General features: G+C 59.4%; 21 protein-coding genes. 12 read left to right on the top strand and 9 right to left on the bottom strand.

Annotated elements, in window-relative coordinates; all coding sequences use genetic code 11:
• The first annotated feature begins 1 nt into the window (after nt 1).
• From pheT to EJ997_RS04205, 4 genes are read left to right on the top strand one after another with little or no spacing between them, the layout of a single operon-like run.
• Complete coding sequence (gene pheT / locus EJ997_RS04220; protein WP_126703474.1) at nt 2-2566, top strand: phenylalanine--tRNA ligase subunit beta; 2565 nt, start codon at nt 2-4, stop codon at nt 2564-2566.
• The gene (locus tag EJ997_RS04215) at nt 2563-3282 is read left to right on the top strand and encodes a glutamine amidotransferase-related protein (RefSeq protein ID WP_126703473.1); all 720 of its coding nucleotides are present in this window, start codon (nt 2563-2565) and stop codon (nt 3280-3282) included. Before pheT ends, EJ997_RS04215 begins: the two co-directional genes overlap by 4 nt.
• Before the next feature lie 2 nt (nt 3283-3284).
• Nucleotides 3285-4439 (top strand): glutamate--cysteine ligase, encoded by a 1155-nt coding sequence (locus tag EJ997_RS04210; RefSeq protein WP_126703472.1) that lies wholly within the window; start codon nt 3285-3287, stop codon nt 4437-4439.
• A complete protein-coding gene (locus tag EJ997_RS04205; RefSeq protein WP_126703471.1) occupies nt 4436-5197 on the top strand; it encodes an SDR family NAD(P)-dependent oxidoreductase in 762 nt (253 codons plus the stop codon). Before EJ997_RS04210 ends, EJ997_RS04205 begins: the two co-directional genes overlap by 4 nt.
• Nucleotides 5198-5404: 207 nt before the next feature.
• Here the strand turns inward: EJ997_RS04205 and EJ997_RS04200 are convergent, their stop codons facing one another.
• From EJ997_RS04200 to EJ997_RS04190, 3 genes are all read right to left on the bottom strand, one after another.
• Nucleotides 5405-5941 carry a YbaK/EbsC family protein gene (locus EJ997_RS04200; protein WP_126703470.1) on the bottom strand — a complete coding sequence of 179 codons (537 nt, stop codon included), beginning with the start codon at nt 5939-5941 and terminating at the stop codon, nt 5405-5407.
• On the bottom strand, nt 5938-7434 hold the full coding sequence (locus EJ997_RS04195; protein ID WP_126703469.1) for a hemolysin family protein: 1497 nt from the start codon (nt 7432-7434) through the stop codon (nt 5938-5940). Before EJ997_RS04195 ends, EJ997_RS04200 begins: the two co-directional genes overlap by 4 nt.
• A gap of 475 nt (nt 7435-7909) precedes the next feature.
• Entirely contained in the window at nt 7910-8863 is a 954-nt protein-coding gene (locus tag EJ997_RS04190; RefSeq protein WP_126703468.1) for a quinone oxidoreductase family protein, read from the bottom strand.
• A 56-nt stretch (nt 8864-8919) separates the two neighbouring features.
• Between EJ997_RS04190 and EJ997_RS04185 the strand changes: the two genes are divergently transcribed.
• From EJ997_RS04185 to EJ997_RS04155, 7 genes are all read left to right on the top strand, one after another.
• A complete protein-coding gene (locus tag EJ997_RS04185) occupies nt 8920-9375 on the top strand; it encodes a carboxymuconolactone decarboxylase family protein (RefSeq protein ID WP_126703467.1) in 456 nt (151 codons plus the stop codon).
• Nucleotides 9376-9696: 321 nt separating this feature from the next.
• The gene (gene argC / locus EJ997_RS04180) at nt 9697-10737 is read left to right on the top strand and encodes an N-acetyl-gamma-glutamyl-phosphate reductase (RefSeq protein ID WP_206501811.1); all 1041 of its coding nucleotides are present in this window, start codon (nt 9697-9699) and stop codon (nt 10735-10737) included.
• A complete protein-coding gene (gene argJ / locus EJ997_RS04175) occupies nt 10734-11891 on the top strand; it encodes a bifunctional glutamate N-acetyltransferase/amino-acid acetyltransferase ArgJ (RefSeq protein WP_126703466.1) in 1158 nt (385 codons plus the stop codon). The genes argC and argJ overlap by 4 nt, the downstream gene beginning before the upstream one ends.
• Entirely contained in the window at nt 11888-12787 is a 900-nt protein-coding gene (argB, locus tag EJ997_RS04170) for an acetylglutamate kinase (protein WP_126703465.1), read from the top strand. The genes argJ and argB overlap by 4 nt, the downstream gene beginning before the upstream one ends.
• Complete coding sequence (locus EJ997_RS04165; RefSeq protein ID WP_126703464.1) at nt 12784-13914, top strand: acetylornithine transaminase; 1131 nt, start codon at nt 12784-12786, stop codon at nt 13912-13914. Before argB ends, EJ997_RS04165 begins: the two co-directional genes overlap by 4 nt.
• Before the next feature lie 2 nt (nt 13915-13916).
• Entirely contained in the window at nt 13917-14429 is a 513-nt protein-coding gene (locus tag EJ997_RS04160; protein ID WP_228201573.1) for an arginine repressor, read from the top strand.
• On the top strand, nt 14426-15667 hold the full coding sequence (locus EJ997_RS04155) for an argininosuccinate synthase (RefSeq protein ID WP_126703462.1): 1242 nt from the start codon (nt 14426-14428) through the stop codon (nt 15665-15667). Before EJ997_RS04160 ends, EJ997_RS04155 begins: the two co-directional genes overlap by 4 nt.
• A 460-nt stretch (nt 15668-16127) precedes the next feature.
• On the opposite strand, the gene EJ997_RS04150 is transcribed toward EJ997_RS04155, so the two are convergent.
• The 3 genes from EJ997_RS04150 to EJ997_RS04140 form a co-directional block, all read right to left on the bottom strand.
• On the bottom strand, nt 16128-16628 hold the full coding sequence (locus EJ997_RS04150) for a hypothetical protein (RefSeq protein WP_126703461.1): 501 nt from the start codon (nt 16626-16628) through the stop codon (nt 16128-16130).
• A gap of 448 nt (nt 16629-17076) precedes the next feature.
• Nucleotides 17077-17649, bottom strand: coding sequence for a hypothetical protein (locus tag EJ997_RS04145; RefSeq protein ID WP_126703460.1), 573 nt, complete (start codon nt 17647-17649; stop codon nt 17077-17079).
• Between the two features lie 1438 nt (nt 17650-19087).
• Nucleotides 19088-19765 carry a hypothetical protein gene (locus EJ997_RS04140; RefSeq protein ID WP_126703459.1) on the bottom strand — a complete coding sequence of 226 codons (678 nt, stop codon included), beginning with the start codon at nt 19763-19765 and terminating at the stop codon, nt 19088-19090.
• 260 nt (nt 19766-20025) lie between these two features.
• On the opposite strand from EJ997_RS04140, the gene EJ997_RS04135 reads away from it, so the two are divergent.
• Complete coding sequence (locus EJ997_RS04135; protein WP_126703458.1) at nt 20026-20409, top strand: hypothetical protein; 384 nt, start codon at nt 20026-20028, stop codon at nt 20407-20409.
• Between the two features lie 159 nt (nt 20410-20568).
• Here the strand turns inward: EJ997_RS04135 and ilvD are convergent, their stop codons facing one another.
• From ilvD to argF, 3 genes are all read right to left on the bottom strand, one after another.
• Nucleotides 20569-22281: a dihydroxy-acid dehydratase gene (gene ilvD / locus EJ997_RS04130; RefSeq protein WP_126703457.1), complete on the bottom strand. Its 1713-nt coding sequence runs from the start codon at nt 22279-22281 to the stop codon at nt 20569-20571.
• 316 nt (nt 22282-22597) lie between these two features.
• The gene (locus tag EJ997_RS04125) at nt 22598-23977 is read right to left on the bottom strand and encodes an MFS transporter (protein WP_126703456.1); all 1380 of its coding nucleotides are present in this window, start codon (nt 23975-23977) and stop codon (nt 22598-22600) included.
• Entirely contained in the window at nt 23974-24963 is a 990-nt protein-coding gene (argF, locus tag EJ997_RS04120) for an ornithine carbamoyltransferase (RefSeq protein WP_126703455.1), read from the bottom strand. Before argF ends, EJ997_RS04125 begins: the two co-directional genes overlap by 4 nt.
• Nucleotides 24964-25046: the final 83 nt, after the last annotated feature.

Here is a 25046-nt window from a genome sequence, read left to right as displayed (position 1 = left end):
CATGCCACTCATCCCGATCGACTGGCTCTCCGCCCACGTTGAGACCCCCGAAAACCTGACCGCCGAACAGCTTGCCGCCGACCTCGTCAAGGTTGGCCTCGAAGAAGAAGAGATTCACCGCGGTGAGGTGACCGGGCCGATTGTTGTCGGCAAGGTCCTCACGCTCGCCAAAGAAGAGCAGAAGAACGGCAAACTCATCAACTACTGCCGCGTTGACGTCGGTGAGCACAACGACGCTCCCGGCGAAGGCAAGGAACCCGCCGAGATGGCTTCCCGCGGCATTATTTGCGGCGCCCACAACTTCGACGTAGGCGACTACGTCGTCGTGAGCCTCCCGGGTGCGGAACTACCCGGCGGCTTCGCTATCTCCGCACGCAAGACCTACGGCCACATTTCCGACGGCATGATTTGCTCGTCGAAGGAACTCGGCCTCGGTGACGATCACGACGGCATCATCGTTCTCGCCAAGGCAAACGATGATGCTGCGATCGCCAGCATCCCCGCGCCTGGCGAGGACGCCATGGGCTACCTCGGCCTGGACCGCGAAACCCTCGAGATCAACGTGACCCCGGACCGCGGCTACTGCTTCTCCATGCGTGGCGTTGCCCGCGAGTTCTCGCACTCCACCGGAGCGAACTTCACCGACTTCGGTCTGCCCGAGAATCTTGAGAATCCGCTCCCTGAGCCCCGCGGCGATGAGAATGTCCGCGTTGACGACGTTGCTCCGATCAACGGCAACGTCGGATGCGACCGCTTCGTCACCCGCGTCGTCCGCGGCATCGACCCGACCGCGAAGAGCCCGAAGTGGATGACGGACCGCCTGACGGAAGCCGGGATGCGGCCCATCTCGCTTGCCGTTGACGTCACGAACTACGTCATGCTGGACCTCGGTCAGCCGCTCCACGCCTACGACATGGACAAGATGGCTCTGCCGATCGTTGTTCGCCGTGCCAAGGACGGCGAGAAGCTGACCACCCTCGACGATGTTGAGAGGACCCTCCATTCGGAGGATCTCCTTATCACCGACACGGAGGGGGAGCGGATCCTCGGTCTTGCCGGCGTTATGGGTGGCGAATCCACCGAGATCAGCGACTCGACCGTGAACGTCCTCATCGAGGCCGCGCACTTCGACTCCATCTCCATTGCCCGCACCTCACGCCGTCATCGCCTCCCGTCGGAAGCTTCCAAGCGTTTCGAGCGCGGGGTTGACACGCAGATCGCTCCCGTTGCGGCCCAGAAGGTCGTCGACCTGCTCGTAGAATATGGTGGCGGCACGGCTGGGGAAGAGGTCACCGACCTCGACAATACCGTTCCCTACCCGGCCATCACCTTCGACCCGGCCGAAGTCACCAGGCTTACGGGCCTCACCCCGGACAGCGCAGAGGTGACTCGCATCCTCCAGCAGATCGGCTGCGAGGTGACCGGTGAATTCCCCCTCGAGGTGCAGCCGCCCACGTGGCGTCCCGACCTCGTTGGTCCCGCCCACCTCGTGGAAGAGATCGCACGGCTCATTGGTTACGACGAGATCGAGTCGCTCGTTCCCGCCTCCCCGGCAGGACGCGGCCTGACCGACAGGCAGCGCCGTCGCCGCGACATGATGAGGACCCTGGTCGAGATGGGGTGGACGGAAGTGCTCTCCTATCCGTTTGTGTCGTCCAAGACCCACGATCTCCAAGAGATCCCCGCGGGCGACGAGAGGCGCGTTGCTCTCCGCCTGCGCAACCCGCTCCAGGACGATGTTCCCCTTATGCGCACCTCGATTCTCGACACGCTACTGAACACGGCGGCCCTCAACGTTGCCCGTCAGAATGCCGGCACCGCAGTCGTCGAGGCGGGCGTCGTGACGAACCCGAAGGGCATCGCATCCCAGGCACCGCTTCCCGGTGGCGCCCGTCCCTCGGATGAGGAGCTTGCCGGGCTGAATGCCGCGATCCCGAACCAGCCGTACCGCATTGCAGGCGTTGCCGTTCCCCAGGTGCACACCGGACGCGCTGGTCTGAACGCCGTCACCTGGGATTGGCGCGATGCCATCGAGGCCGTGCAGTCTCTCGCTCGTATCCTCGGGCTGAAGACCACGGTTCACGCAGAGTCCCGTGCACCGTTCCATCCGGGACGCTGCGCCCGGATCGAAGCGAACGGCACCGTCATTGGCTATGCGGGCGAACTTGCCCCGAAGGTATGCGAACGCTTCGATCTTCCGGCACGCTCCATCGCCTTCGAGGTCGATGCGGACGTGATGGATGAGGTGCGCGGCCATGAGCCGATCGCCGTCAAGGCCGTTGAGACGCACCCGGCTGCGAAGGAAGATATCGCCCTTGTCGTGGCCGATGATGTTACATCGGCTGCCGTTGAGGCAATCATTCGTGAGGCCGGCGGTGACATCCTCGAGGACGTCACCCTGTTCGACATCTACACGGGAAGTCAGCTGGAGGAAGGGACGAAGTCCCTCGCCTATGCCCTTGTCTTCCGTAGCGATCACACGCTGACGGCGGAAGAGACGGCGGCGGCACGCAATCGGATCGTCAAGCAGGCCGGCAAGGCCCTCGGGGCAACCCTCCGCGCGTGAAACCCTTCCTGTTCCTCGTATGTCGCCCGGGTGGCACGGTAGCCGATCGTGAACTGTCGGATATTCGTGCCTTCGGGCGGCTTCGAGAGCGCGACCTAGACGTCGTTCATCTCGACAAGCCGGGGCCCCGGCCTGTCCTTGACGACTACAGCGGAGTCATGATCTCCGGATCGCCGTACAACATCATGACGGCGCCCGAGGCAAAGCCGCCAACGCAGGTCATGACGGAAGAGGCCCTCACCTATATTTGCGACGAGATCCTCGAGCGGGACTTCCCGACCCTCGGCCTCTGCTTTGGCATGCAGATGCTGTCGCAACGCGCCGGTGGCACGCTCACCAGGGACTTTCCGGAGATCATTTCCGCCCCCTATATTTCCCTGACGGACGAGGGGAAAGCCGATCCGCTCCTGCGCGGAATTAGCGACCCATTCCGGGCCTATACGGGACATAACGAGGCAGTCGGTGTTGCGCCAGCAAATGCGACGGTGCTTGCCTACGCCGATCTTGCTCCGATCCAGATGATCCGGTTCGGCAAAAACATGTACGGCACCCAGTTTCATCCAGAGGTTGGTCTGGAAAGCATCCAGATCCGCATCGAGTTCTATCGCGGGGCCTATTTTCCCCCTAACCAGCACAAACAGGTCCTCGAGGAGTGCCTGTCCGCATACACTGACCACACTATTGTTTCCAGGTTCGTCGACACGTATCGGAGCTAATCATGGATTTCGCGAAGTCTGAGCAGTCCACCGTCGGTATCGAGTGGGAGCTCCAGCTCATCGATCAAGATTCGAACGATCTGCGGCAGGCCGCCGCCTACGTCATGGAGCAGCTGAAAGACCAGAAGTTCATTCAGGCCGAGATGCTCCTCAACACCGTCGAAGTGACCTCTGGAGTGCACCACACCATCGCCGGCTGCATTGAGGACATACGTGTTGGTGCCGAAGCGGTCCGCGAAGTGACAGACCCGCTTCGCATCGATATTGCCAGTGCCGGTTCCCATCCGTTTGCGAACCCCGCCTACCAGCGGGTGACGGACTCCGACAGATATGCGGAACTCGTGAACCGCACCCAGTACTGGGGCCGGCAAATGCTCCTGTTCGGAACGCACGTCCACGTCGGCATCGACCGCCGTGAGAAGGTCCTCCCGATCATCCGCGCGATGCTGACCCGCGGTTTCCACATTCAGGCGCTGTCCTCCTCGTCCCCGTACTGGGCTGGTGAGCACACCCAGTACGCCTCAAACCGGGCCATGGTTTTCCAGCAGCTACCAACATCTGGAACGCCCCGCCAGTTTGAACAGTGGCATGAGCTGGAGCAGTACACGAGCGACCTGAAGAAAACTGGCGTGATCGAGCACTTCAACGAGGTCCGTTGGGACATTCGCCCGAGCCCGGGGTGGGGGACAATCGAGACCCGCGTGTGCGATGCCAACACCAACATCTATGAGCTCCAAGCCATTGCCGCTCTTATTCACTGCATGGTTGACCACTTCTCGACGGAGTGGGACGAGGGGCGGGAACTGCCCTGGATTCCCGACTGGTACGTTGCCGAAAACAAGTGGCGTGCCAGCAGGTACGGCATGGATGCGATTCTTGTTGTGGACCGGGATGGCAATGAGGAGCACGTCTTGGACACCGTCAAGCGGATGGTGCGGCGCCTCGAACCGACTGCAGAGAAGCTTGGTTGCCTGGAAGAGCTGTCGGGAATCAACGACATTCTGGAAATCGGTGCCGCCTACCAGCGGTTCATTGAAGTAGCTAAACGTAATGATGGCTCGCTTGACGCCGTCGTGGAACACATGAGGTCGGAAATGAAAGCGGACAAGCCGCTCCCGTCGGCCTTCACATCACCAGAGAGGCAGGGACCCCGTTGAGGATCCTTATCACCGGATCATCCCGCGGCATCGGCCGCCACATCGCAACCGCACTCGCAGACGAGGGACGCACCCTTCATTTGCATGCACGCGCGATCGAGTCGCTGACCGATACCGCACGAGCATGCCAGGACAGGGGAGCGGACGTCGTCCTCCACGCGGCCGACCTGTCCACCATCGAGGGCGCCGAAGACCTTGCTGAAGCAGTCGGCGAGCTGGACATGCTGGTCAACAACGCGGGTGTCTCCGGAACCGAACTGCTGCCCTGGGAAATCACGGCCGAAGAGTTTGCCACAACGATTCGCACGAACGTGTACGCCCCGTTCGTCCTGTCCTCCGCAGCCGCTCGTAGCATGCTGGATCGGGGCGGCTACATCGTCGACCTGTCTTCTGGCGCCGCCGTCACTGACCGGGCCGATTCGGCCGACTACTGGGTGTCCAAGACGGCTCTCATGCGTCTCGGTGGTTCCTTCCACGAGGCGGGGCACTCCCGCGGGCTCAAGGTCTACGAGGTTGCCCCCGGCGTTGTCGAAACCGACATGACGCACTCGATGAACATGCACGATGGTCGCACGGATTGGACGGATCCTGCCGAGATCTCCCGGATCATCGCCGCTATCTCCCAGGGCGAGCTCGACGGCCTTGCGGGCACCCACATTCGTGCCGGACGGGATTCCCTCGATGATCTGCGAGCACGCTCCGCCAGGGGCATCCGCCCCACCGAACGCAAACTCCGCCTGACCGAATGGGAAGGCTGAAAGACCAGTCCATCGGTGGTGCTCTTTGAGAGCTCTTGTGCCAGCGTGAAGCGACAGGAGCAAAGCGGAAGCCCGGTCCAACTCGTGATTTCGAGCGAACCGGGCTTCTGCTTACCTGACGTATGCCAGTTGTGTTTCCGATGTCAGTCCGATTTCCTACCGGATTCTGGGCTTCAAGGTTGTTGCCCGAATGGTGACTCGGTGCTGTTATGCCTTAACGGCGAGGCCCTCGACGACCTCGGTGTTCGGGAACAGGGCAAGGACCGAGCCGGGCAGGCTGATCTTGGAAGACCGCAGGCCGGAGCCGATGATTGCGGTCGCACCAAGGACTCGGGTATCGAGCCAGATCGGCCACTGGCCAAGTCCGATTGGGGTGATTCCGCCGTGTGCCATGTCGGTACGTTCCACTGCCTCGTCCATCGGCATGAACGAGCATTTTCGCACATCCAGCTTCTTCTTGACGGCGTGGTTGACGTCAGCGCGAGTGGTGGCCCGGATGCAGCAGGCGGCAACCTTCTCGACGCCGCTGCGCTTGCCCGAGACAACCACGCAATTGACCGAGTCGAACAGGTCCGTGCCCCAAAGCGAGGTCATGGCCTCGGTGTCAGCATGCTCGGGGTCGATCTCGGCAACGAGAATCTGCTTCGCCTCTTCGGGATGCTGCGCGGTGAAGGCACGCAGTGCCTCGGCAACGGGCTTTGCGACGAGATTCAGGTTATCGAGGACCGGCTTCCACGCTGTCACTTCTCGTTACCTTCAGTATTCTCGGTGTTCTCAACGGTCACAGTAGCATTGCCCTTGCTCGAAGCGGCATTGCCATTGCTCGCGGTGACTTCGTCACCGCGTGTTGTGGTGTCGGCCCCGGAGCTGTCGCCAATGACATGTTCGGTTTCTTCTGCCTCACCGGGTGCGGGCACCGTGGTCTTGCGGAGCTGGATGGCGGTGATGCGGTTGTGTTCGATCGTGGCGACTTCCAGTTCGTAACGGATGGAGGTGGAGTCATCCTCCGTGTCCTCCGTCATGTCGTGATCGATCGGGACGATGTCGCCGGGTTTTGCCAGGCGCCCCATGTGGGACAGCATCCATCCGGCAATCGTTTCGTAGGGACCTTCGGGTAGGACAATGCCGGAGCGGTCCGCGAAGTCCTCGAGAGAAGTCTGTCCGTCGTACATCTTCGACTCGTGCAGCTTCAATTCTTCCCGGTACTGCTCCTGGTCGTACTCGTCCCAGATCTCGCCAACGAGTTCCTCAATGAGGTCCTCAAGAGTAACGAGCCCGTCGGTGCCACCGTATTCGTCAATGACGACGGCAATGTGATGGGAAGAGGAACGCATGTGGTTCATGACCGGCATGATCGTCGACGTGCCGGGCACCATGAGGACATCGCGGATAATCGAATCAAGCGGAGCTTCTGCTGATAGTTCGTAGCGTGCCTCGTAGAGGTCGCGAATGTGGAAAAAGCCAATAACGTCATCAATCTCTTCGCGGTACACGAGGTAACGAGAGTACGGATGCTCGGCAACCACGGCGATAGCTTCACCGAGCGTGGAGTCGTTGCGGATAGCAACGATGTCGCGGCGGTGCTTCATGACCTCGCGGATCAGGGTGTTGGAGGCTTGGAAGACATCCTCCACCATGTCCCTCTCCGCCATGTCGAACCCCTCGTGGGAGACAACAATGTCGCGAACCTCCTCATCCGACATGGATGAGCCGTTATCGTCGGGGTTGATCCCGATGAGACGCAGGATAGCGCTGGACGATACGTCAACAATCCAGATCACCGGCTTCAAAATAACGGCGAACTTCGACAGGGGAGGCCCCAGGATCTTCGAGGCGCCCTCGTTCCGTGCGAGCGCGATGCGCTTGGGAACGAGCTCACCAAGAACGAGAGACAGGTAGGACACGATCAGGGTCATGAGGACCAGGGCAACCGGACCCGACAGCGACTCGGAAATACCAATGTCCTCGAGCCAGGGCTCGATCTGTGGGGCAATGGTGGAGGCGCCAAACGCGGAGGAGAAGAACCCTGCAAAGGTCACGCCGATCTGAACGGCGGAAAGGAAAGTGCCCGAGTCGCGGGCGAGCGCTGCTACCTTCTCGCCGGACTTCGATTCCTTCTCCATGCGGCGGAGCTGGCTCTCGCGTAACGAAACCAGTGCCATCTCCGACGCGGCAAAAATGCCGCCGATGATGACAAAAACGAACACCATGATGATGTTCACGGCAAGACCGTTCATGATCCGACCACCTCACCATTGAGCGCACTGAAGCGGGGTAAGGCGGTCAAGGTACTAGGGGGCTCCTTAAGAGCGGATTTATCCACACGACCATACTAGAGGGATATGCGTGTCCTTGAGAATCAGGGTGCCTCACTTCATAACCCACGCCACAGGCAAAGAAGGACCATGCACGCTAGCCCCGTGACCACGGGTTTCGTCGAAGACCGGCGACTTTTTGGCGACTTAAAGCCCATACAATCCGCGCTGAATCCACCAAGCCAAAGAGAATCGGGCAGTGCCAAAGACCGCCTGCAACGCCGTCCGACTCCCCAGGCGAGTTCCGTGTGTTCACTCAGAGCAGTAACCGGACCTGGGAGTCACGCCCAGGCCCGGGGTATCTGAGGCAAGCGAAAGCTTGGCGAGTCGGGCGCTGGGCGGTTCCAGGACCCTCCGTCGTCAGTTGTTATTCGACTCTGCGCAGTTATCCGAGCGGCTAGCTGACCTTGAGAAGTGTCTTCCCGATTGATTCACCGGACTCGATGTGCCTGTGGGCGTCACCGGCATTCTCAAGATCGAAGACCTTCCCGATCAGGATGTCGAGATGACCGGCGGCGGCACGTTCCGTCAGTTCGCTCCACCTCCAGTCCTTCTCGTGGCCCAGATAGTCACGCAAGGTCGGTCGCGTGACAAACAGGCTTCCGAGGGCGTTAAGTCGCTGCAGGTCAAAGGGCGGTACCTGTCCGGACGCCCCACCGAAGAGGCACATGAGTCCGCGCTCCCGCAGGCACGTGATCGTGTGATCAAACGAGTCCTTGCCAATGCCGTCATAGACCACATCAACGCCACCGACAAGCTGCTCCACTCGCTCCTTGATTGTTGCCCAATCGTCCACAACAAGCGTGTGGGTAGCTTCGGAGAAAGCGAGCTTATCCTCCGAACTGACGGTTCCCACGGTGACGGCTCCCTCGCCGGCCGCCAACTGAGCGGCGATCCTGCCGACCCCGCCGGCGGCCCCCGTCAGCAGCACCTTTGTTCCGGTGGATACCGGGAAGACAGAGCGGATGAGGTAGTGGGCCGTCATGCCCTGCAAAGGCAGAGCAGCTGCCACGTCCATGCGGACATGGTCTGGGACGTAGAGCGCCGCGGACGCCGGAATGACGATCTTCTCGGCGTAGGAGCCAAGCACATTGGTCCAGGCAACCCGGGTGCCGTCCCACCAGCCCTCAACGTCGTCGCCGCGACCAATGACCCGCCCGGATCCTTCCTGACCTGGGATGAACGGAAGGTCCATGGGGTAGGTGCCAGAGCGCTGATAGGTGTCAATAAAATTCGATCCAGCATAGTCAACCTCGACGAGGAGTTCGTCCGACCCGGGCACGGGATCGGGGGTCTCAACCCACTCCAGAACCTCCGGCCCGCCGGCCCGGCTGGTCTTGATAGCAAACATGACGTCCTCCTTTTCGTCCTAGACTAGAGCCAAATCACACATAACGGGAGGTAAGAATGGAAAAGCCCGGGAGGCTCTACATCGACAGACAGCATCCACTGGCCTATCGATCGGCCCTCGAATTCGTCGACACGGTGAAGAAAATAGCCGACGAGGCGGGGCTGGGACGCGACCTCGTTGAGCTCATTAACGTTCGCTGCTCCCAGATCAACAGGTGCCCGAGTTGCCTGAAAGCACACGTACCTCAGCTCGTCCGCGCAGGCATCGATGCCACCAAGATCGCCGTTATTCCGGCATGGCGGGATGTTGCCCTCTTCAGCGCCGAGGAGCGTGCCGTGTTGGAGATGGCGGAGCTGGCCACCGAACTCCCGCAGGCCCGGGATGCCGATGCTCGCTACGACGAGATCGCCTCCGTCCTCACGCCAGACCAGGTGTCCGCAGCCGCCTGGATCGCCGTCGCCATCAACGCCTTCAACCGGATCTCGATCCTCTCCGGCCACCCCGTCAGGTAGAACAAGGTCGGCCGCAGGCCGATAGCGACCAGCGCGATGACAGCCATTCCGCGTGGGCTAGGAGAGCGCCCCCGAGATCGTGACCAGGCACGACACCGCGATGAGCGGGCTCGTTGAGTGCCGATATACAGAAAACAAGTGAATTTCCCCTGTCGAATGCTCTGCGTAATTGGGTAAGGTTACAGGTAGCCGACAATGATGCGGAACATGAAGATTCCGCTAAAGATACGAGATTTCCAGTGCAATCTGCGTTACGGCAACGTTGCCTGGCTCACGACTTCTCGAGTTGATCGAGATACAAGAGTGCGTATACTTATGCACATGACTAGGGTATCCATCGCCGGCGCATCCGGCTATGCAGGGGGAGAGGCGCTCCGCCTCCTCGTGTCGCACCCCGAGCTGGAGATTGGGACGCTCGCCGCCCATTCTTCCCGGGGGCCTATCGGTGGGGTTCATCCGCACCTGCGATCCATTGCTGACCGGCAGCTCGTTGCTATCGAGGCGCAGTCCCTGGCCGATTCAGATGTTGTGATTCTTGGGCTTCCGCACGGCGCGTCGGCTGCGATCTCTGCCGAGATTCTCGCGATCAACCCCGATATTCGGATCATTGATCTCGGTGCTGACCACCGTCTCGAAAACGAGGCCGACTGGGCGGCTTACTACGGGGGAGAGATGGCAGAGCCGTGGGCTTACGCCATGCCCGAACTGATTCGCAAAGGGACGACCCAGCGGGAACTCCTTGCTGATGCAAAGCTTATTGCCTCGCCCGGCTGTAACGCCTCGTCGGTAACCTTTGCTGCCCAGCCCGCCGTGAGCGCAGGCATTGCCGGCGGCGAAGGCATTGTTGCCGTGCTGGCTGTTGGCTACTCGGGTGCCGGTAAGGCACCGAAGCCCCACCTCATTGCCTCCGAGGCACTCGGTAGCCTTGCGCCCTATGGCGTGGGTGGCACCCACCGCCACATCCCCGAGATCATGCAGAACCTCCGGCACGCCGGCGGAACGCTCGACAAACTGTCGTTCACGCCCGTTCTCGCTCCCGTCTCGCGCGGCATTCTCGCCACCGTTTCGATTCCCGTTGCTTCGGGAACGACACAGTCTGACGTTCAGGACGCATACCGTTCGGCCTACGATGGTGAGCCCTTCGTTCAGTTCATGGACTCCGTCCCATCAACGGCGATGACAACGGGCGCCAACACGGCGCTTGTCCACGCTGTTCTCGATCGAGACGAGGAGCGACTCACCGCCATCTGCGCACTCGACAACCTGGTCAAGGGAACCGCGGGCGCCGCCATCCAGTCCCTCAACCTTTCCCTCGGCATTCCCGAGGAGACCGGCCTGACCACGATTGGAGTCGCACCATGATCACCTATCCAAAGGGCTTTAGGGCCTCCGGTATTACCGCCGGGCTCAAGGAGTCCGGTAAGGCAGACCTTGCTCTTGTGGTCAACGACGGGCCGCTCGATGTTGCCGCCGGTGTCTTCACGACCAACCGGATTGTTGCCTGGCCGGTCGTGTGGACCAGGGACGTTGTCTCAGACGGGAAGATGAGGGCCGTTGTTCTCAACTCGGGCAACGCCAACGTCGCAACCCCGGGCGGTATGGCGGTCACGGAAGCCACCGCCGAGCAGGTTGCCAAGGTTCTTTCGATCGTTGCGTCTGAGGTTGGTGTCTGCTCGACCGGTGTCATTGGCACGAAGCTTTCCGCGGAACCGCTTGTGGCGGGTGTCGACGTAGCAGCCGGTGCACTGTCGACTTCCGGTGGGCACGATGCTGCTCGCGCAATCATGACAACCGATACGCGCCCCAAGGAAGCAACCTTTGAGGCCGGTGGTTACCGGATCGGTGGCATGGCAAAGGGCGCCGGCATGATCGCCCCCGGCATGGCAACCATGCTGTGCGTGATCACAACCGATGCCGTGATCGATGCCGAGACTGCTCAGGAGGCACTTGCCTCGTCGAGCGATAAGACGTTTAACCGGATCGACGTTGATGGCTGCATGTCGACCAACGACACGGTCCTGCTGCTTGCCAGCGGCGCTTCGGGGGTCACTCCCGATGCTCAAGACTTTGCTGACGGGGTCCGTAGGGTCTGCCAGGATCTTGCCCGGCAAATGATTGGTGACGCCGAGGGAGCGAGCCACGATATTGCCGTGCGGGTGACCAACGCAGCCTCCGAAGTGGGAGCTCTTGCGGTTGCTCGGGCTATCGCGCAGTCGAACCTATTCAAGTGCGCAATCTTTGGAAACGACCCGAACTGGGGCCGGATCATCTCGGCAGCGGGAACCGTTCCTGAGTCGGTTGCTCCCTTTGAGCCCGCAGATCTCGCCGTTCTTATTAACGGCATCGCTGTCTGTGAAAACGGTGTTGATACTGGCAGGCGCGACGAGGTCGACATGCAGTCCGATCGCCTTGTCGATATTGAGCTTCGGCTTGGTTCTGGAACCGAGTCGGCAACTGTTCTTACTAACGACCTGACGTACGACTACGTCACGGAGAATTCGGCGTACACGACATGAGCTCATTACTGCAGAGGCTGCTCGCAGCCCAGGATAAGGCCGAGGTTCTCGTCCAGGCCCTCCCGTGGATCCGTGAGTTCGCTGGCCAGACCATCGTCGTCAAGTACGGCGGCAACGCCATGGTGAACGACGAGCTCAAGCAGGCCTTTGTTCACGACATCATGTTCTTCCACCATGTTGGCCTCAAGCCCGTCGTCGTTCACGGCGGCGGCCCCCAGATCAACTCCATGCTGAAACGGCTCGGGATCGAGTCGGAGTTCCGAGGCGGACTGCGTGTGACCACGCCGGAAGCCATGGAAGTTGTCCGCATGGTCCTCGCTGGTCAGGTGCAGCGCGAACTTGTTTCGCTCATCAACCAGGATGCGCCGTACGCGGTCGGCATGTCGGGTGAGGACGCGGGGCTTTTGAAGGGCCGTAAACGGTACATCGACATTGATGGTCAGAAGGTTGACCTCGGCCAGGTGGGCGACGTTCACGAAGTGAACCCCGCCAGCCTGCACGACCTCATCGACAACGGACGCATACCCGTTGTCTCCACGATTGCCATGGATATTGAGGGCGACGGGATCCTCAACGTCAACGCCGATACTGCCGCCGCCGCCATCGCCTCCGCACTTGGCGCGAACAAGCTCCTGATGTTGACCGACGTTGAGGGCCTCTACCTTGACTGGCCGAATAAGGACTCGCTGGTCTCCGAGATCAATGCATCCGAGCTGGCCGAGCTCCTGCCGAAACTTGATGCCGGCATGAAACCAAAGATGGAGGCGGCGCTCCACGCCATCGACGCCGGCGTCCAAGCTGCCCACATTATTGACGGCCGCATGGCCCACTCGATGCTTCTCGAGATATTCACCGATGCGGGAGTTGGAACTCGCGTCACGAAGGATGAAAAATGACAGTCTCCGCATATGAATCCGTCTACGTCAACGCGTTCGGCTCGCCCTCGCTCGTCCTCGAGCGCGGCGAAGGCGTGCACGTGTGGGATGCGAACGGGAAGAAATACCTCGATCTCCTTGCCGGCATTGCCGTCAACGCACTCGGCTACGCCGACGACACGATGACGAAGGCAATCGTTGAGCAGACGAACAAGCTCGCGCATGTCTCGAACTTCTTCACGACCCCCGCACAGATTAACCTTGCTCAAAAGCTCGTTGACCTGCTCGAATCCGAGGGCGGAAGGCGCGGACGCGTATTCCTCTGCAACTCCGGTACGGAAGCCAACGAGGGCGCGATGAAGCTCGCGATGCTTCACAAGCCCGGCGGCAAGATCATTGCCCTTGAAGGCGCCTTCCATGGCAGAACCCTCGGCGCGCTCTCGATCACCCACAAGCCCGCGATCCGCGAGCCCTTCAGCCAGACACCGGGGTGCGACTTTATTGAGCCGAGCGTTACGGCACTGGATGAGCTGGGCGACGACGTTGCGGCCATCTTCCTCGAACCCATCCAAGGTGAGCGCGGCGTTGTTCCCCTCGACTCGGAATTCCTCAAGGCCGCGCGGGCCAAGGCCGACGAGATCGGTGCGCTGCTCGTTCTCGACGAGATCCAGACCGGCATGGGACGCACCGGCAGGTGGTTCGCCCACACCGGAACCGTCCAGGCCGATGTCGTGACACTAGCCAAGGGCCTCGGTGGTGGCATGCCGATCGGCGCGATCATCGCAACCGGTCCGGCCGAGAATCTCTTCACCCCCGGCAGCCACGGCTCCACCTTTGGTGGCAACCCCGTTGTGGCTGCAGCCTCGTTCGCGGTGCTTAACAAGATTGAGACGCTCCTTGACCACGTGTCGGAAACGGGGGAGTGGCTGACCGCTGAGCTTCAGTCCAAGGGTTTCGCCGTGCGGGGTGCTGGCCTGCTACTTGGCATCGAGGTCGAGGATGCTCCCGGCCTGGTTGGAGAGATGAGGGAGAAGGGCTACATCGTTAACGCGACGAACGAGAACACGCTCCGTCTCGCACCCCCGCTGATCATCACCCGCGACGACCTGGTTCCCTTCATTAACGACCTTGTCCAGTTGAGAGGATGAGCATGAAGACTACCCCGACGACGCGCGCCGCACGCCACTCGGTGATCACCGAGATTATTTCCAGCAACCAGATCGCCAGCCAGGAAGCACTCCGGCTGGAACTGCTCGAACGCGGCATCGTTGTCACTCAGGCAACGCTCTCCCGCGACCTGGATGATCTGCGGGCAACGAAGGTGCGTTTCCCGGGTGGTCGCCAAGGCTACGTCCTGCCCAATCCAGATGATGTTCCCGACGCGACAATCGCGGCCCGCGACTACCTCGAACGCTGGTGCCGGGACCTGTTGCTCACCGCCCAGGTTGCCTTTAACCAAGTGGTCTTGCGAACCCCGCCCGGTGCGGCGCAGATCCTTGCTGCGTCGGTCGACCGGGCTGTCATTGACGGTGTCCTCGGCTGCATTGCCGGCGACGACACCGTCCTGCTTATCACCAATTCCGGTGAGCGCGCACAGTCGCTTGCCACCTATCTACTAAACATTGCTGAACAAAGACCATCAGAGAAAGAGAAAAACGCATGAGCGAACAGAAGGATCGCGTCGTCCTAGCCTATTCGGGCGGGCTTGACACCTCCGTCGCAATCGGATGGATTGCAGAGCAGACAGGAGCTGAGGTTGTTACCGTCTCGGTTGACGTCGGCCAGGGCGGAGAAGATCTTGAAGTTATCCGCCAGCGAGCAATCGACTGCGGCGCCGTCGAGGCCTACATTGCAGACGCACGCGACGAATTCGCCAACGAATACTGCATGCCGGCACTTGCCGCCAACGGCCTCTACATGGATGCCTACCCGCTGGTTTCAGCGATCTCGCGTCCCACCATCGTTAAGCACCTTGTGACCGCGGCCCGCCGCTTCGGTGCCTCCACCGTTGCCCACGGCTGCACCGGCAAGGGCAACGACCAGGTCCGTTTCGAGGTCGGCATTACCTCGCTCGGCCCGGACCTTAAGTGCCTGTCGCCGGTCCGCGACCTTGCCCTCACCCGTGAATTCGCTATCGAGTACGCAAACAAGCACGATCTGCCGATCGAGACGACGAAAAACAACCCGTTCTCGATCGACCAGAACGTCTGGGGCCGCGCCATTGAGACCGGTTTCCTTGAGGACATCTGGAACGCGCCCACGAAGGACGTCTACCAGTACACGGACGACCCGACATATCCGCCGCTTCCCGACGAGGTCATCATCTCGTTCGACAAGGGCATCCCCGTCGCCATCGACGGACAGAAAGTCACTCCGCTTGAAGCGATCCAGATACTCAACCGGCGTGCTGGCGCCCAGGGCATCGGTCGTATCGACATCGTTGAGGACCGCATGGTTGGCATTAAGTCGCGTGAGATTTATGAAGCTCCCGGCGCGATGACTCTCATTGAGGCACACCGCGAGCTTGAGAACGTCACGCTGGACCGTGAGCAGGCGCGCTTTAAGCGGACCGTTGCTGACCAGTGGACCAACATCGTTTACGAGGGCCAGTGGTTCTCTCCGCTCAAGAAGTCGCTTGACGCCTTCATCGAGTCCACGCAGGAATACGTCTCCGGCGACATCCGCATGACCCTGCACGGTGGTCGCGCCACCGTGACCGGTCGTCGCTCCGACACATCCCTATACGACTTCAACCTCGCAACCTACGATGCTGGCGACACGTTCGACCAGGCATCGGCCCGTGGCTTCATCGAGATCACCGGCCTGCCGAGCAAGCTGGCAGCCGCTCGCGATGTTTCCTTCGGTAACGGCGAGGACCTGGGAGAGTCAGTCCTCAGCTAATGAGCGTCGACCTGAGAGCAGGCCCCGAGGTCTGATTCCCGATGGGCCGAGACGATGGAATCGCGCTTTGGATGCATCGTGCTCTGAGCGAGCACTGACCGGCGTGAATGAGTCAGATACACACGGGTGAGTCCTGGACAGATCATACTGTCCAGGACTCACCCAATGAAGGGTGCTACTCCTATCCACATAGCCTGAGAATCGTGGGGAGAGGTGCTCCCGGGTGCGATCTGGCTGTTGTCCGGCCCGTACTTTTCACGTAACGAAAAGCCATGGTGCAAGAGATTCGCCCTAATAATTGCGATGCTCAGAATGGATTCTGGCCGATTGCACCTGCAGTTATCATTGCCTTCATCGTGTCATGAAGGTTTGATGCCGTATATGAATGGAATAGTCGGATCACGTTTTGCGGCTCCTCCTGCTGGCATTCTCATACCGTTACATCTTTGGGACGTCGAGGTCAGGACTGCTCGGGTGTCGTGGGGTTAACGGGTTCTGGAAACTTGTTCCCGCGCTGTCGAACCACCAGGGGTGCAAGTATTCCGTAGATGATGGCAGTGTGGACGAGAGGATGGTAGGCGGCCTTATAGAGCCAACCCTCTAGACCGGGGAAAGGTGGACGACTCATTTCTTCGATGTAATCCGCTGTGATTCCGAAGTAGGCGATGATACCGACGAGGACCACGATGAGTGCAATAGTGCCGGCGCCAGATCCTTCTCGTAGTGAACCGCGGATATCCCAGGTGATGAAGAGCAAAATTATTGCACCGCACGCGGCTAGGCCCATCATCTGAATCACGGGAGTTTCTGGTTCAGTGATCGCGGTCAGCATGTTATTGAGGTCGAAAACAGCACCACTCTCTGTGGCGATACGCTGAAGTTCAAGGAGGCCGATGAGAGAGCTTCCAACAAACGCAACAGCGAGGCCTGCAAGAATTCTAAGGGCAAGTCTCAATGCCATAATGGTTCTTTCAAATGTGGATGGTTGGTTCTTACAAGAAGGCTTTGCACGTCAAGGGGGCGGTTCCTCCTGACACATTGGGGACGTTAAAACGGCACTTGCTGTGAGCGGTTGGAGTTCTCGCGTGGTACAAGGTATTCACCAAGGAAGTATCAGCAGTTTGGGAAGCTATTTCTGTGTATCCGGGATGTGAAAAATAGCTTGTGATTGTCTGATGCCCCATTGCTAAAATCACGTTGACCGACCCGCCAGATAGCGTTGCTAGTTCTCCCGAAAAACGCTCCTGTCCAATCTGTGTGCTGAGATTATTTGCGTACGTGTATGTGTTGCTCTGAGCGTACGCAACGGATGCGAACACAGCAGCGACAAGCACCGTCACGACAAATACTGGAAGCCAAAGGCTACGATGAAGAATTCTGATCGGACGACCTGACTTTGCCAACAATGCTTATTCCCCAATCGGGTAGAAAACAAAGTCAGAATGACCGGACCTTGCCAAGTCGCGTGGAGTCAAATCTGCATTTTGCTCAGGAGTGAGCGCTACGAAATTCTCGGACTCGGTTCCTCGGCTATCGGCTGTCAGTGAGGTCAACTCAACATCCGAGGGAAAGAGATAAGCGACGCGTGAAACAATATTGCCGTCAATATTACTTCTGAGCTTCAGCTTTAATCCCTTTTGATTGAAGTCAGTAAGAGTTCCACACGTTGATCCTGCGACTTCGTAGCCGCCAGGAATGTACATAACAAGGCAAACTTGAGACCTTTCAGAGAGCGTCACCCAGTAACGTGCGACAGAATCACTCCCGAGACTTCTTGATTCAGCCTGCGCCGCAATCCCTAGCTCCTCAGGCTTGACCTCTGCTGGGAAGGCATCATTCGTACTGGCGGCACTCTGAAACATGGGGAGCAAATTCTCGGGTGTCATGGTTGAGTCGTTAGACGCGGAAACTGATCCTGCAACACCCGCGAACACAAGCGCCGAACAGGCTGCCATTGAGGCCGCGATCCGTAGATTAAACATGGTGTTCCCTTCGATGTTGTGAGTTAATGGGTTGTATTGCAGGTCAGCTTGAGGCTTCCGTTATTTCCGCGTGCCCAGGGTAAGTTCCAAAAGCAATACTGGGTAGCACTTGTGGCCCTCTTGTGGGACATGTTTGCCCACTGTCCACCCTCGCCCGATCCTACAAACTGGTACCCGGGGTAGGAGATATAGGTTTCAATATAGACCGCAGTACCAAACCCGTCTGCGGAGAATGGCTCTACTTCGACCCTTCCACCCGAAATTTCAGGACGGATCCCCGACGATCGAGACTGCAACTCGTCCGTCGGGGTGTTGTAGGCATAAAAGTAGTGTGAAGTTTGAGCCGAACTTACTCCGCCGAAAACAAAAAATGCCGTCGCAACTATAAATATCAGTAGGACCCTAGTGCGGGCTCGATGTCCACTTAATAGGTATTGCAACCAACTCACACTCCTTTGTCCTACGTTTAATGTGACCTACATTTCACACGACGATAACTGTTTTAAAGTTGATGGTCAATGAATGATGCAAAGTTGTAATAATAGGTGCTTCTATGTGTCAAAGTGGAAATGTAAGATTCTGAGAATATTTCTTCAATTCGATTAGTTCTGGACGTATCTCTAATCCTAGGCCTTACTAAAGCGGAAATGTGTCATCCATGGCGTTAATTCCTGGAACTTCGTGGAGAGATGTATGAATCGGCACAGAAGTGAAAGAATCATCATTTTTTGCACGCTGAATGTCTGACTGAGGTTGCGCGGAGGGTAATTGATCGGTGAATACGCGTTACATCCGTGTCCGTAGAGAGAAGGCTAAGGGGCAGTAGTTGGGCAGAGGGATTGTTGTAAACGTGCCCTTCGGGTCAGCGGACTGTCCCTCGATTTGAGCCTCGAAGTGCTAAACCGACGTAGTTGCGCATCTCAGCCACCGAGTTGCGCAAAGACTACCGGGTCCCCCGAAAAGTTGCTTTCCTTGTGTCCACGCCACCGCGAGAGAGAACAGTAAAGTCTGGTGGTAGACAGAATCAGGTGGAGTACGAAATCCTGTGAATACCTGGGATCGCCTCGGGGAGTATAACCGACTGGAAGGAAGTCAGATCACGATTTCTGATCGTGACCCGGTATGGGAATCAGAATATTGCCGGTCTTGGGAATGCGCGCGGTCTACGCGTTGTCAGACGTTGCGGCCCGGTCCACTGTCGGGATATCCATGAAGAAAGCCTGCCAGATTAGTCGTGTCACTGCCGCGGCATGGACAGTCACTTATTGAGCGCGAACAAGGGACTCTGCACCGGTGGCGATCTCATCTGAATATGCGCCGTATTGGCCTGCTGGATAGGTGACGGTCTTGACACGGCCTCCAACCTGAGGCTGTAAATCGGTGCTCGGGCAGATTTTATCGCTGACGCGAGCAACAGCTATGCCTGGAATGATGGTGCCTACATGGTTATTGCTACGTGGTCCTCGTGGTCAGCGGGAGTCTCGTTGACCCAGGCCTGTTCATCGCCCACCGGCACGCGGAGCGATCTGCCGTAGTCCTCTGTAACAATGTAGGGGTTGAAACCTGCTACCCTCACGTGCTCGGCCAGCTCGTCAAGGTCGGGATGTCCGAAAGACAGATCGATTCGCGGAGCCTCGTTCTCGTCACGAACGTGCAAAGCTATGGTTCCGTCTCCTTCTACTTCCGCGTAGTTCTCCGAGTCGCCGATCATTCGAACTTCCATGCCGAGTGATTCAAAGACGGGGATGTTGTCCTTGACCTTTGTCGTCAGGAGCAGGGGAGTGGCCGAGAGCTTTCCGCCCCGCACCGGTTCATATTCGAGGTTGTGGATAAGGAGTTCGGGGAGGTCGTAGCCCAAGACGGTGAGATCCGGGTGGTCGCCGGGCTGAGCCACCCTGACGTAAGGACTGCCCACCTTGTCGAGCCGTTCGGACTCCGAGCTCAGCGAGACTGAACCGGGAGGTTCGTGATCTGCAAGTTCGACCCCGAGGCGTCCCCGACCAAGCCCGTAAACCGACCATGAATCACCTTCGACAATTGGCACAGCACCGCAGGCGAGCATGAAGTCTTTCCACGCGTTCGGGTGGGCGGTGTGGATAATCGGGCGGATGATCATGACAGACCTCCTCAAGGGTCGGTGGATACACCGCCGACCGGCTACCTGATCATGTTCAAAAGGATAAGATCCGACAACCCGCTCTCGCGGGGGTGACATGGTCACCCGTTCCGGCGATGCTCTTGGGCTCACGCTAGCATCCCGTGCGATGAATAATAATGACGTTACCGAACTGAGTCCGGGACCGGATCAGAATATGGCGCCGTTCCTGTCGGTAATGTCGATCCCGGCGGGTAAAGTTGATTCCAAAAGGAGCGCGTATGTCCATCCCCGTTGAGGCTTCCCGGTTTGCACGGGTCACGCAGGCCTATTCCAGTGGAACCCTTCTTACCCACACCGCCGACACCGGGATCCGAATCCTAACGGTCGATCCTGTCTTCGATAGTGCCGGCACCGCCCGAATCACCGGTGTCTACGGTTCTATTGTCCGTGCCGTGAAGGAGAATCCTAACGTTGTCATGATCTGGCAGCCTCGCGTGGAGCAGGGATGGACCTTGATCTACGATGGCGAGGTTCAACTGTCGAGCCCGCGACTGGTTGATGGTGCCTCGGAAAGCGACGAACTGGTCATCAGCTACGTGTCCGGCATGCTACACCGCCCTGTTGCGCACCGTGATGGTCCGGACTGGGTCTGGCCGGGCTAGTGGACGGGCGTGGACTTGTCCACCGGCTGGTGATGGACCTGCCTGGCGGAGACCTATGAACCGAGCCGAGATAGACGTGTGGGGTGGCTGCTGACGAGCAGTCACCCCACATAACTAGCGCGGGCTCGTGGAAATAGTTGAGCCCCTCGCGAGGTACAGCTAGTAGCAGACCGCTCCAATGGAAGCGGACTGGACGAGCTTCGCATACTTGCCGAGCACGCCGTGCAGGCGGTGATTCTCGGGATGGGAGAGATGCTTGCGGCGATCTTCGAGCTCTGCGTCATCGACATGGAGGTCAATGGTGCGTTTCGGGATGTTAACCGTGATACGGTCGCCGTCCTTTACGAGTGAGATTGGCCCGCCGTCAACAGCCTCCGGGGCAACGTGTCCGATGCAGAGGCCGGTGGATCCGCCGGAGAAGCGCCCGTCGGTAATGAGGAGGACATCCTTGCCAATACCAGCGCCCTTGATAGCACCGGTGATGGCAAGCATTTCCCTCATGCCCGGGCCGCCCTTGGGACCCTCGTAGCGGATGATGACCACGTCGCCAGGCTTTAGTTCACCCGCGAGAACAGCGTCCATCGCCGGCTGCTCCTGGTTGAAGACGCGTGCGGTGCCGTCGAAGACTTCGGCGTCGAAGCCAGCGGTCTTCACGACAGCGCCCTCGGGAGCCAGGGAGCCCTTGAGGATTGCGAGGCCACCGGTTGCGTGGATCGGGTTCTTCATCTCGCGCAGGATCTTGCCATCCGGATCCGGCGGGTTCACGTTGGACAGGTTCTCGGCGACGGTCTTACCGGTGACCGTCATGCAGTCACCGTTGAGCATGCCGTTGTCGAGAAGCGCCTTCATAACGACCGGGACGCCACCAACCTTGAACACGTCATTCATGACGTATTCGCCAAATGGCTTCAGGTTACCGAGGTGGGGCACCCTGTCCGCCATCATATTGAAGTCATCGAGAGTCAGCTCAACTTCTGCCTCGTGGGCGATAGCCATGAGGTGAAGAACCGCGTTCGTGGAGCCACCGAAAGCCATGACAACAGCGATGGCGTTGAGGAGGGATTCGCGGGTGATGATGTCGCGTGCGGTGATACCGCGGCGTAGCAGGCCAACAACGGCGTTGCCGGACTCGCGTGCAAACAGCGAACGGTTCCGGTGAATAGCGGGCGGAGCGGCCGAGCCGGGAAGGGACATGCCCATGGCCTCGGCGGCGGATGCCATGGTGTTTGCGGTATACATGCCGCCGCAGGCTCCCTCGCCCGGACACACGGCGCGTTCGATAGCATCAACGTCCTTCTCTGACATCTTGCCTGCACGGCACGCACCGACCGCTTCGAAGGCATCAATCAGGGTGACTTCCTTCTCGGTACCATCCTCGAACTTTGCCGTGCCCGGCATGATCGAACCGTTGTACAGGAATACCGAAGAAAGATCGAGGCGGGCTGCTGCCATGAGCATGCCGGGGATTGACTTGTCACAACCGGCTAGGAGAACAGATCCATCAAGGCGCTCGGCCGACATGACGGTCTCAACGGAGTCGGTAATGACTTCGCGGGAAACGAGGGAGTAGTGCATGCCCTCGTGACCCATGGAGATGCCGTCGGAAACGGAGATCGTTCCGAACTCGAGGGGAAAGCCGCCACCCTGGTGCACGCCTTCCTTTGCGAAGCCCGCCAGCTTCGACAGCGTCATGTTGCACGGCGTGATCTCGTTCCAGGAGGAGGCAATGCCGATCTGAGGTTTCACCCAGTCGTCATCACCCATGCCAACAGCTCGGAGCATGCCGCGGGCTGCGGTTTTCTCCAGCCCATCGGTTACGTCCCGGGAGCGGGGCTTGATATCAATACCGTCAGGGAAATCCTCATTACTCATGAGGCAAGTGTAGGCCCCGCCACAGTCGCAATGTCCAGATTTCTACCTCGTGGACGAGTCGGCGGAGAGGCAACATTGGAACAGGTATCCGTTGCGTTAGTACAGAATCGCCAACGTGTTCATTGCGCGCTCGATGAGTATCCGCGTCGGTAGCTGAGACACTTCCTCGGATGTATCGTTTTGCGACTCACAAGCAACTACGTGTAGAGCGCGAGTTCTATGCATCTGCCCGTTCTGAAACCGGCTGCCGTTATCCGGGCTCTGCCAGAATCGGCTATCCGTCGATCTGAATGGGCTAACCGTCGAACAGAAGTGGCTAACGGTTGAAGTCCCGCGACTGTATGGGCATGCCACGCAGATTCAACCCGAGCCGGGCATAGGTCTTGGGTAGGAGGAGACGGAACCAGACGGCACCGAACAGGCCGAGGCCCGCCGTTGCCCAGAGTCCCGCTGAGATTCCAAGGGCGGCGGTGAGCCCCGAAACGACGAAGGGTCCGGCCGCGCTTCCCGAGTTAGCTATTGCCTGCCAGTACCCGAGGAACGTTGCCCTGTTGGTCGACGGCGAAAGGTCGGCACCGAGGGTCATGAGGATTCCGGAGCCGAAGCCGTTACCAAATCCGAGGAGAGCCGCCCCAATAAAGAATCCGGGAACGGTTCCCCACGACACCATGAGAATGATGGCGGCAGACATGATGGTCAGTGACGGCATGAGAGCCCAGAGCCTGCCCTTCCTGTCAGCAAGTTTTCCTGCCGGATAGAAGAGGACAGTGTCGATCAGGGCGGAGGCCGCGAAAGCCAGAGTGATGAGCTCATTATCGAGCCCCAGGGCAGTTCCCCAGAGGGGAATGATGACGTTCTTGTTGGCTCGCAAAATCGTCAGCGAGGTGATGCCGATGCCCGCAATGACCGTGGCTTTCAGCTCAGGTCGGGGAACACCGCCGGGATGTGCATCTGTGGGCAGATACCGTTTGTGGCTTGTTCCACCAGCGCCTGCCGAGTCCTTGGCCTCGGTCCGAGCAATCTCAACTGTCCCGGATTGAGCTGAACTGGGCTCACCCTGATCTGCGTCGGCGGCGGGAGCCGAGCCATCTTTACCTTGAGATGCTTCTGCGGGTTTGGGCAGGGGAACGAGGTAGCGAACGATGAGCGCGAGGGAGATTGCGACCGTGACGGCATTCATGACGAACACGGATTCCAGGCCCCACAGTGCGATAAGAGCAGTCGAGATCAGCGGGCCGACAAGTACGCCGAGCCTGAGCATTCCGCCCAGGGTCGAGAGCCCGCGCCCCCGCCATATCCCCGGCAAGGCGTCGGCAATATAGGCCTGGCGTGCCAGTGTCCACACGTTGAGTGAGATGGCGATAATGGCGATGCCGAGAAGGAAAGCGGCCTTTGCGAAGAATGTGCCCGGAAAGAACAGTGCCGTGGTCGATACTGCTAGTGCTGCGAGGGCCAGAAGGCTCGCGATGATGAGTGAACGCCTGTCGCTAACGCGGGTGATGAACTTGCCAAGCAGCGGAGCGGTGAACACCCCGATGACGCCGGCCACGCCAAGAACAGCTGACGATCCGGCCTCCCCGAACCCGATGTCGAGCGCCGCAAGGACAATGACAGGTTGAAGGGCCCCGTTTCCGATCGAATAGATCAGCGACGGAATGTAGATTGGCGCGGCCAGCGCCCGCAGGGGACTGCTCACGACAGAGTCGACACCATGACGGCCTTGATGGTGTGGAGCCGGTTCTCGGCCTGATCAAAAACGACAGAAGCGGGGGACCGGAACACCTCGTCCGTTACCTCGAGCTCGGTCACATTGAATGCCTCGTAGACCTCGCGGCCAACGGCCGTTTCCTGATCGTGGAAGGCGGGCAGGCAATGCATGAAGACCGCGTCCGGTGCCTTCTTCATGAGCTCGGCGTTCACCTGGTAGGGAAGAAGCGCGCCAATTCTTTCCGACCACACCTCTTTGGCCTCTCCCATCGACACCCACACGTCGGTGGAGATGGCATCGGCTCCTTCGACGGCGTTGAGGGAATCGGTGATCGTGATCCGGGCGCCCGTGTCCTTTGCAAAACTTTCGGCCAGCTCCACCACATCCGCAGGCGGTTCATAGCCCGACGGCGCGATGATCCTCACGTCCTGGCCCAGCATTGCTGCGGAGATCAGGAAAGACCGTCCCGTATTGAACCGAGCGTCGCCAACGTATGCGGAGATGACATCTGAAAAAGGCTTCTTCACGTGCTCGCGGATCGTCAGAGCATCTGCCAGCATCTGCGTTGGATGCCAGTCATCGGTCAGCCCGTTGTAGACGGGCACACCGGCGGACTCGGCTAGCAGCTCCACATCGGCCTGCCGATCCCCGCGGAATTCGATTGCGTCGTACATGCGGCCAAGCACCCGAGCGGTGTCCTCGATTGACTCCTTGTGACCAATCTGGGAAGCGGACGTATCCAGGTACGTCGTGGCCGCGCCCTGATGAACTGCAGCGACCTCAAAGGCTGCACGAGTTCTTGTGGAGGTCTTCTCAAAAATGAGAGCAATGGCCTTACCGGCAAGACGCTGTTGCTCCCGGCCGGCGGCGCGTTCAGCCTTGAGTTCACCCGCAAGATTAACAAACGAGACCCACTCGGCCGGAGTGAAATCGGCTTCCTTCAGGAAGTGACGTCCAGTCATATGCTCAGTCATGCGCCAATTCTAGACCTGATCATGCCAAGCAACGGCCACAGGACAGAGGCTGGTGCCACGGAGAGAGAAAAGGTCGACGGTGG

The sequence above is a fragment of the Flaviflexus ciconiae genome, assembly GCF_003971195.1.
Taxonomy (GTDB): Bacteria; Actinomycetota; Actinomycetes; order Actinomycetales; family Actinomycetaceae; genus Flaviflexus; species Flaviflexus ciconiae.
Note: the sequence above shows the minus strand (reverse complement) of the source record. Positions and strands in the feature narration are given on the sequence as shown.

What these genes read in the sequence shown, in the direction of transcription:
- EJ997_RS04140 (WP_126703459.1), bottom strand. Translation starts at nt 19,765, where the DNA reads ATGATCATCCGCCCGATTATCCACACCGCCCACCCGAACGCGTGGAAA.
- EJ997_RS04190 (WP_126703468.1), bottom strand. Translation starts at nt 8,863, where the DNA reads ATGTTTGCTATCAAGACCAGCCGGGCCGGCGGGCCGGAGGTTCTGGAG.
- argF (WP_126703455.1), bottom strand. Translation starts at nt 24,963, where the DNA reads ATGACTGAGCATATGACTGGACGTCACTTCCTGAAGGAAGCCGATTTC.
- argJ (WP_126703466.1), top strand. Translation starts at nt 10,734, where the DNA reads ATGATCACCTATCCAAAGGGCTTTAGGGCCTCCGGTATTACCGCCGGG.
- ilvD (WP_126703457.1), bottom strand. Translation starts at nt 22,281, where the DNA reads ATGAGTAATGAGGATTTCCCTGACGGTATTGATATCAAGCCCCGCTCC.
- EJ997_RS04195 (WP_126703469.1), bottom strand. Translation starts at nt 7,434, where the DNA reads ATGAACGGTCTTGCCGTGAACATCATCATGGTGTTCGTTTTTGTCATC.
- EJ997_RS04150 (WP_126703461.1), bottom strand. Translation starts at nt 16,628, where the DNA reads ATGGCATTGAGACTTGCCCTTAGAATTCTTGCAGGCCTCGCTGTTGCG.
- pheT (WP_126703474.1), top strand. Translation starts at nt 2, where the DNA reads ATGCCACTCATCCCGATCGACTGGCTCTCCGCCCACGTTGAGACCCCC.
- argB (WP_126703465.1), top strand. Translation starts at nt 11,888, where the DNA reads ATGAGCTCATTACTGCAGAGGCTGCTCGCAGCCCAGGATAAGGCCGAG.
- EJ997_RS04210 (WP_126703472.1), top strand. Translation starts at nt 3,285, where the DNA reads ATGGATTTCGCGAAGTCTGAGCAGTCCACCGTCGGTATCGAGTGGGAG.
- EJ997_RS04145 (WP_126703460.1), bottom strand. Translation starts at nt 17,649, where the DNA reads ATGTTTAATCTACGGATCGCGGCCTCAATGGCAGCCTGTTCGGCGCTT.
- EJ997_RS04165 (WP_126703464.1), top strand. Translation starts at nt 12,784, where the DNA reads ATGACAGTCTCCGCATATGAATCCGTCTACGTCAACGCGTTCGGCTCG.
- argC (WP_206501811.1), top strand. Translation starts at nt 9,697, where the DNA reads ATGACTAGGGTATCCATCGCCGGCGCATCCGGCTATGCAGGGGGAGAG.
- EJ997_RS04185 (WP_126703467.1), top strand. Translation starts at nt 8,920, where the DNA reads ATGGAAAAGCCCGGGAGGCTCTACATCGACAGACAGCATCCACTGGCC.
- EJ997_RS04160 (WP_228201573.1), top strand. Translation starts at nt 13,917, where the DNA reads ATGAAGACTACCCCGACGACGCGCGCCGCACGCCACTCGGTGATCACC.
- EJ997_RS04155 (WP_126703462.1), top strand. Translation starts at nt 14,426, where the DNA reads ATGAGCGAACAGAAGGATCGCGTCGTCCTAGCCTATTCGGGCGGGCTT.
- EJ997_RS04135 (WP_126703458.1), top strand. Translation starts at nt 20,026, where the DNA reads ATGTCCATCCCCGTTGAGGCTTCCCGGTTTGCACGGGTCACGCAGGCC.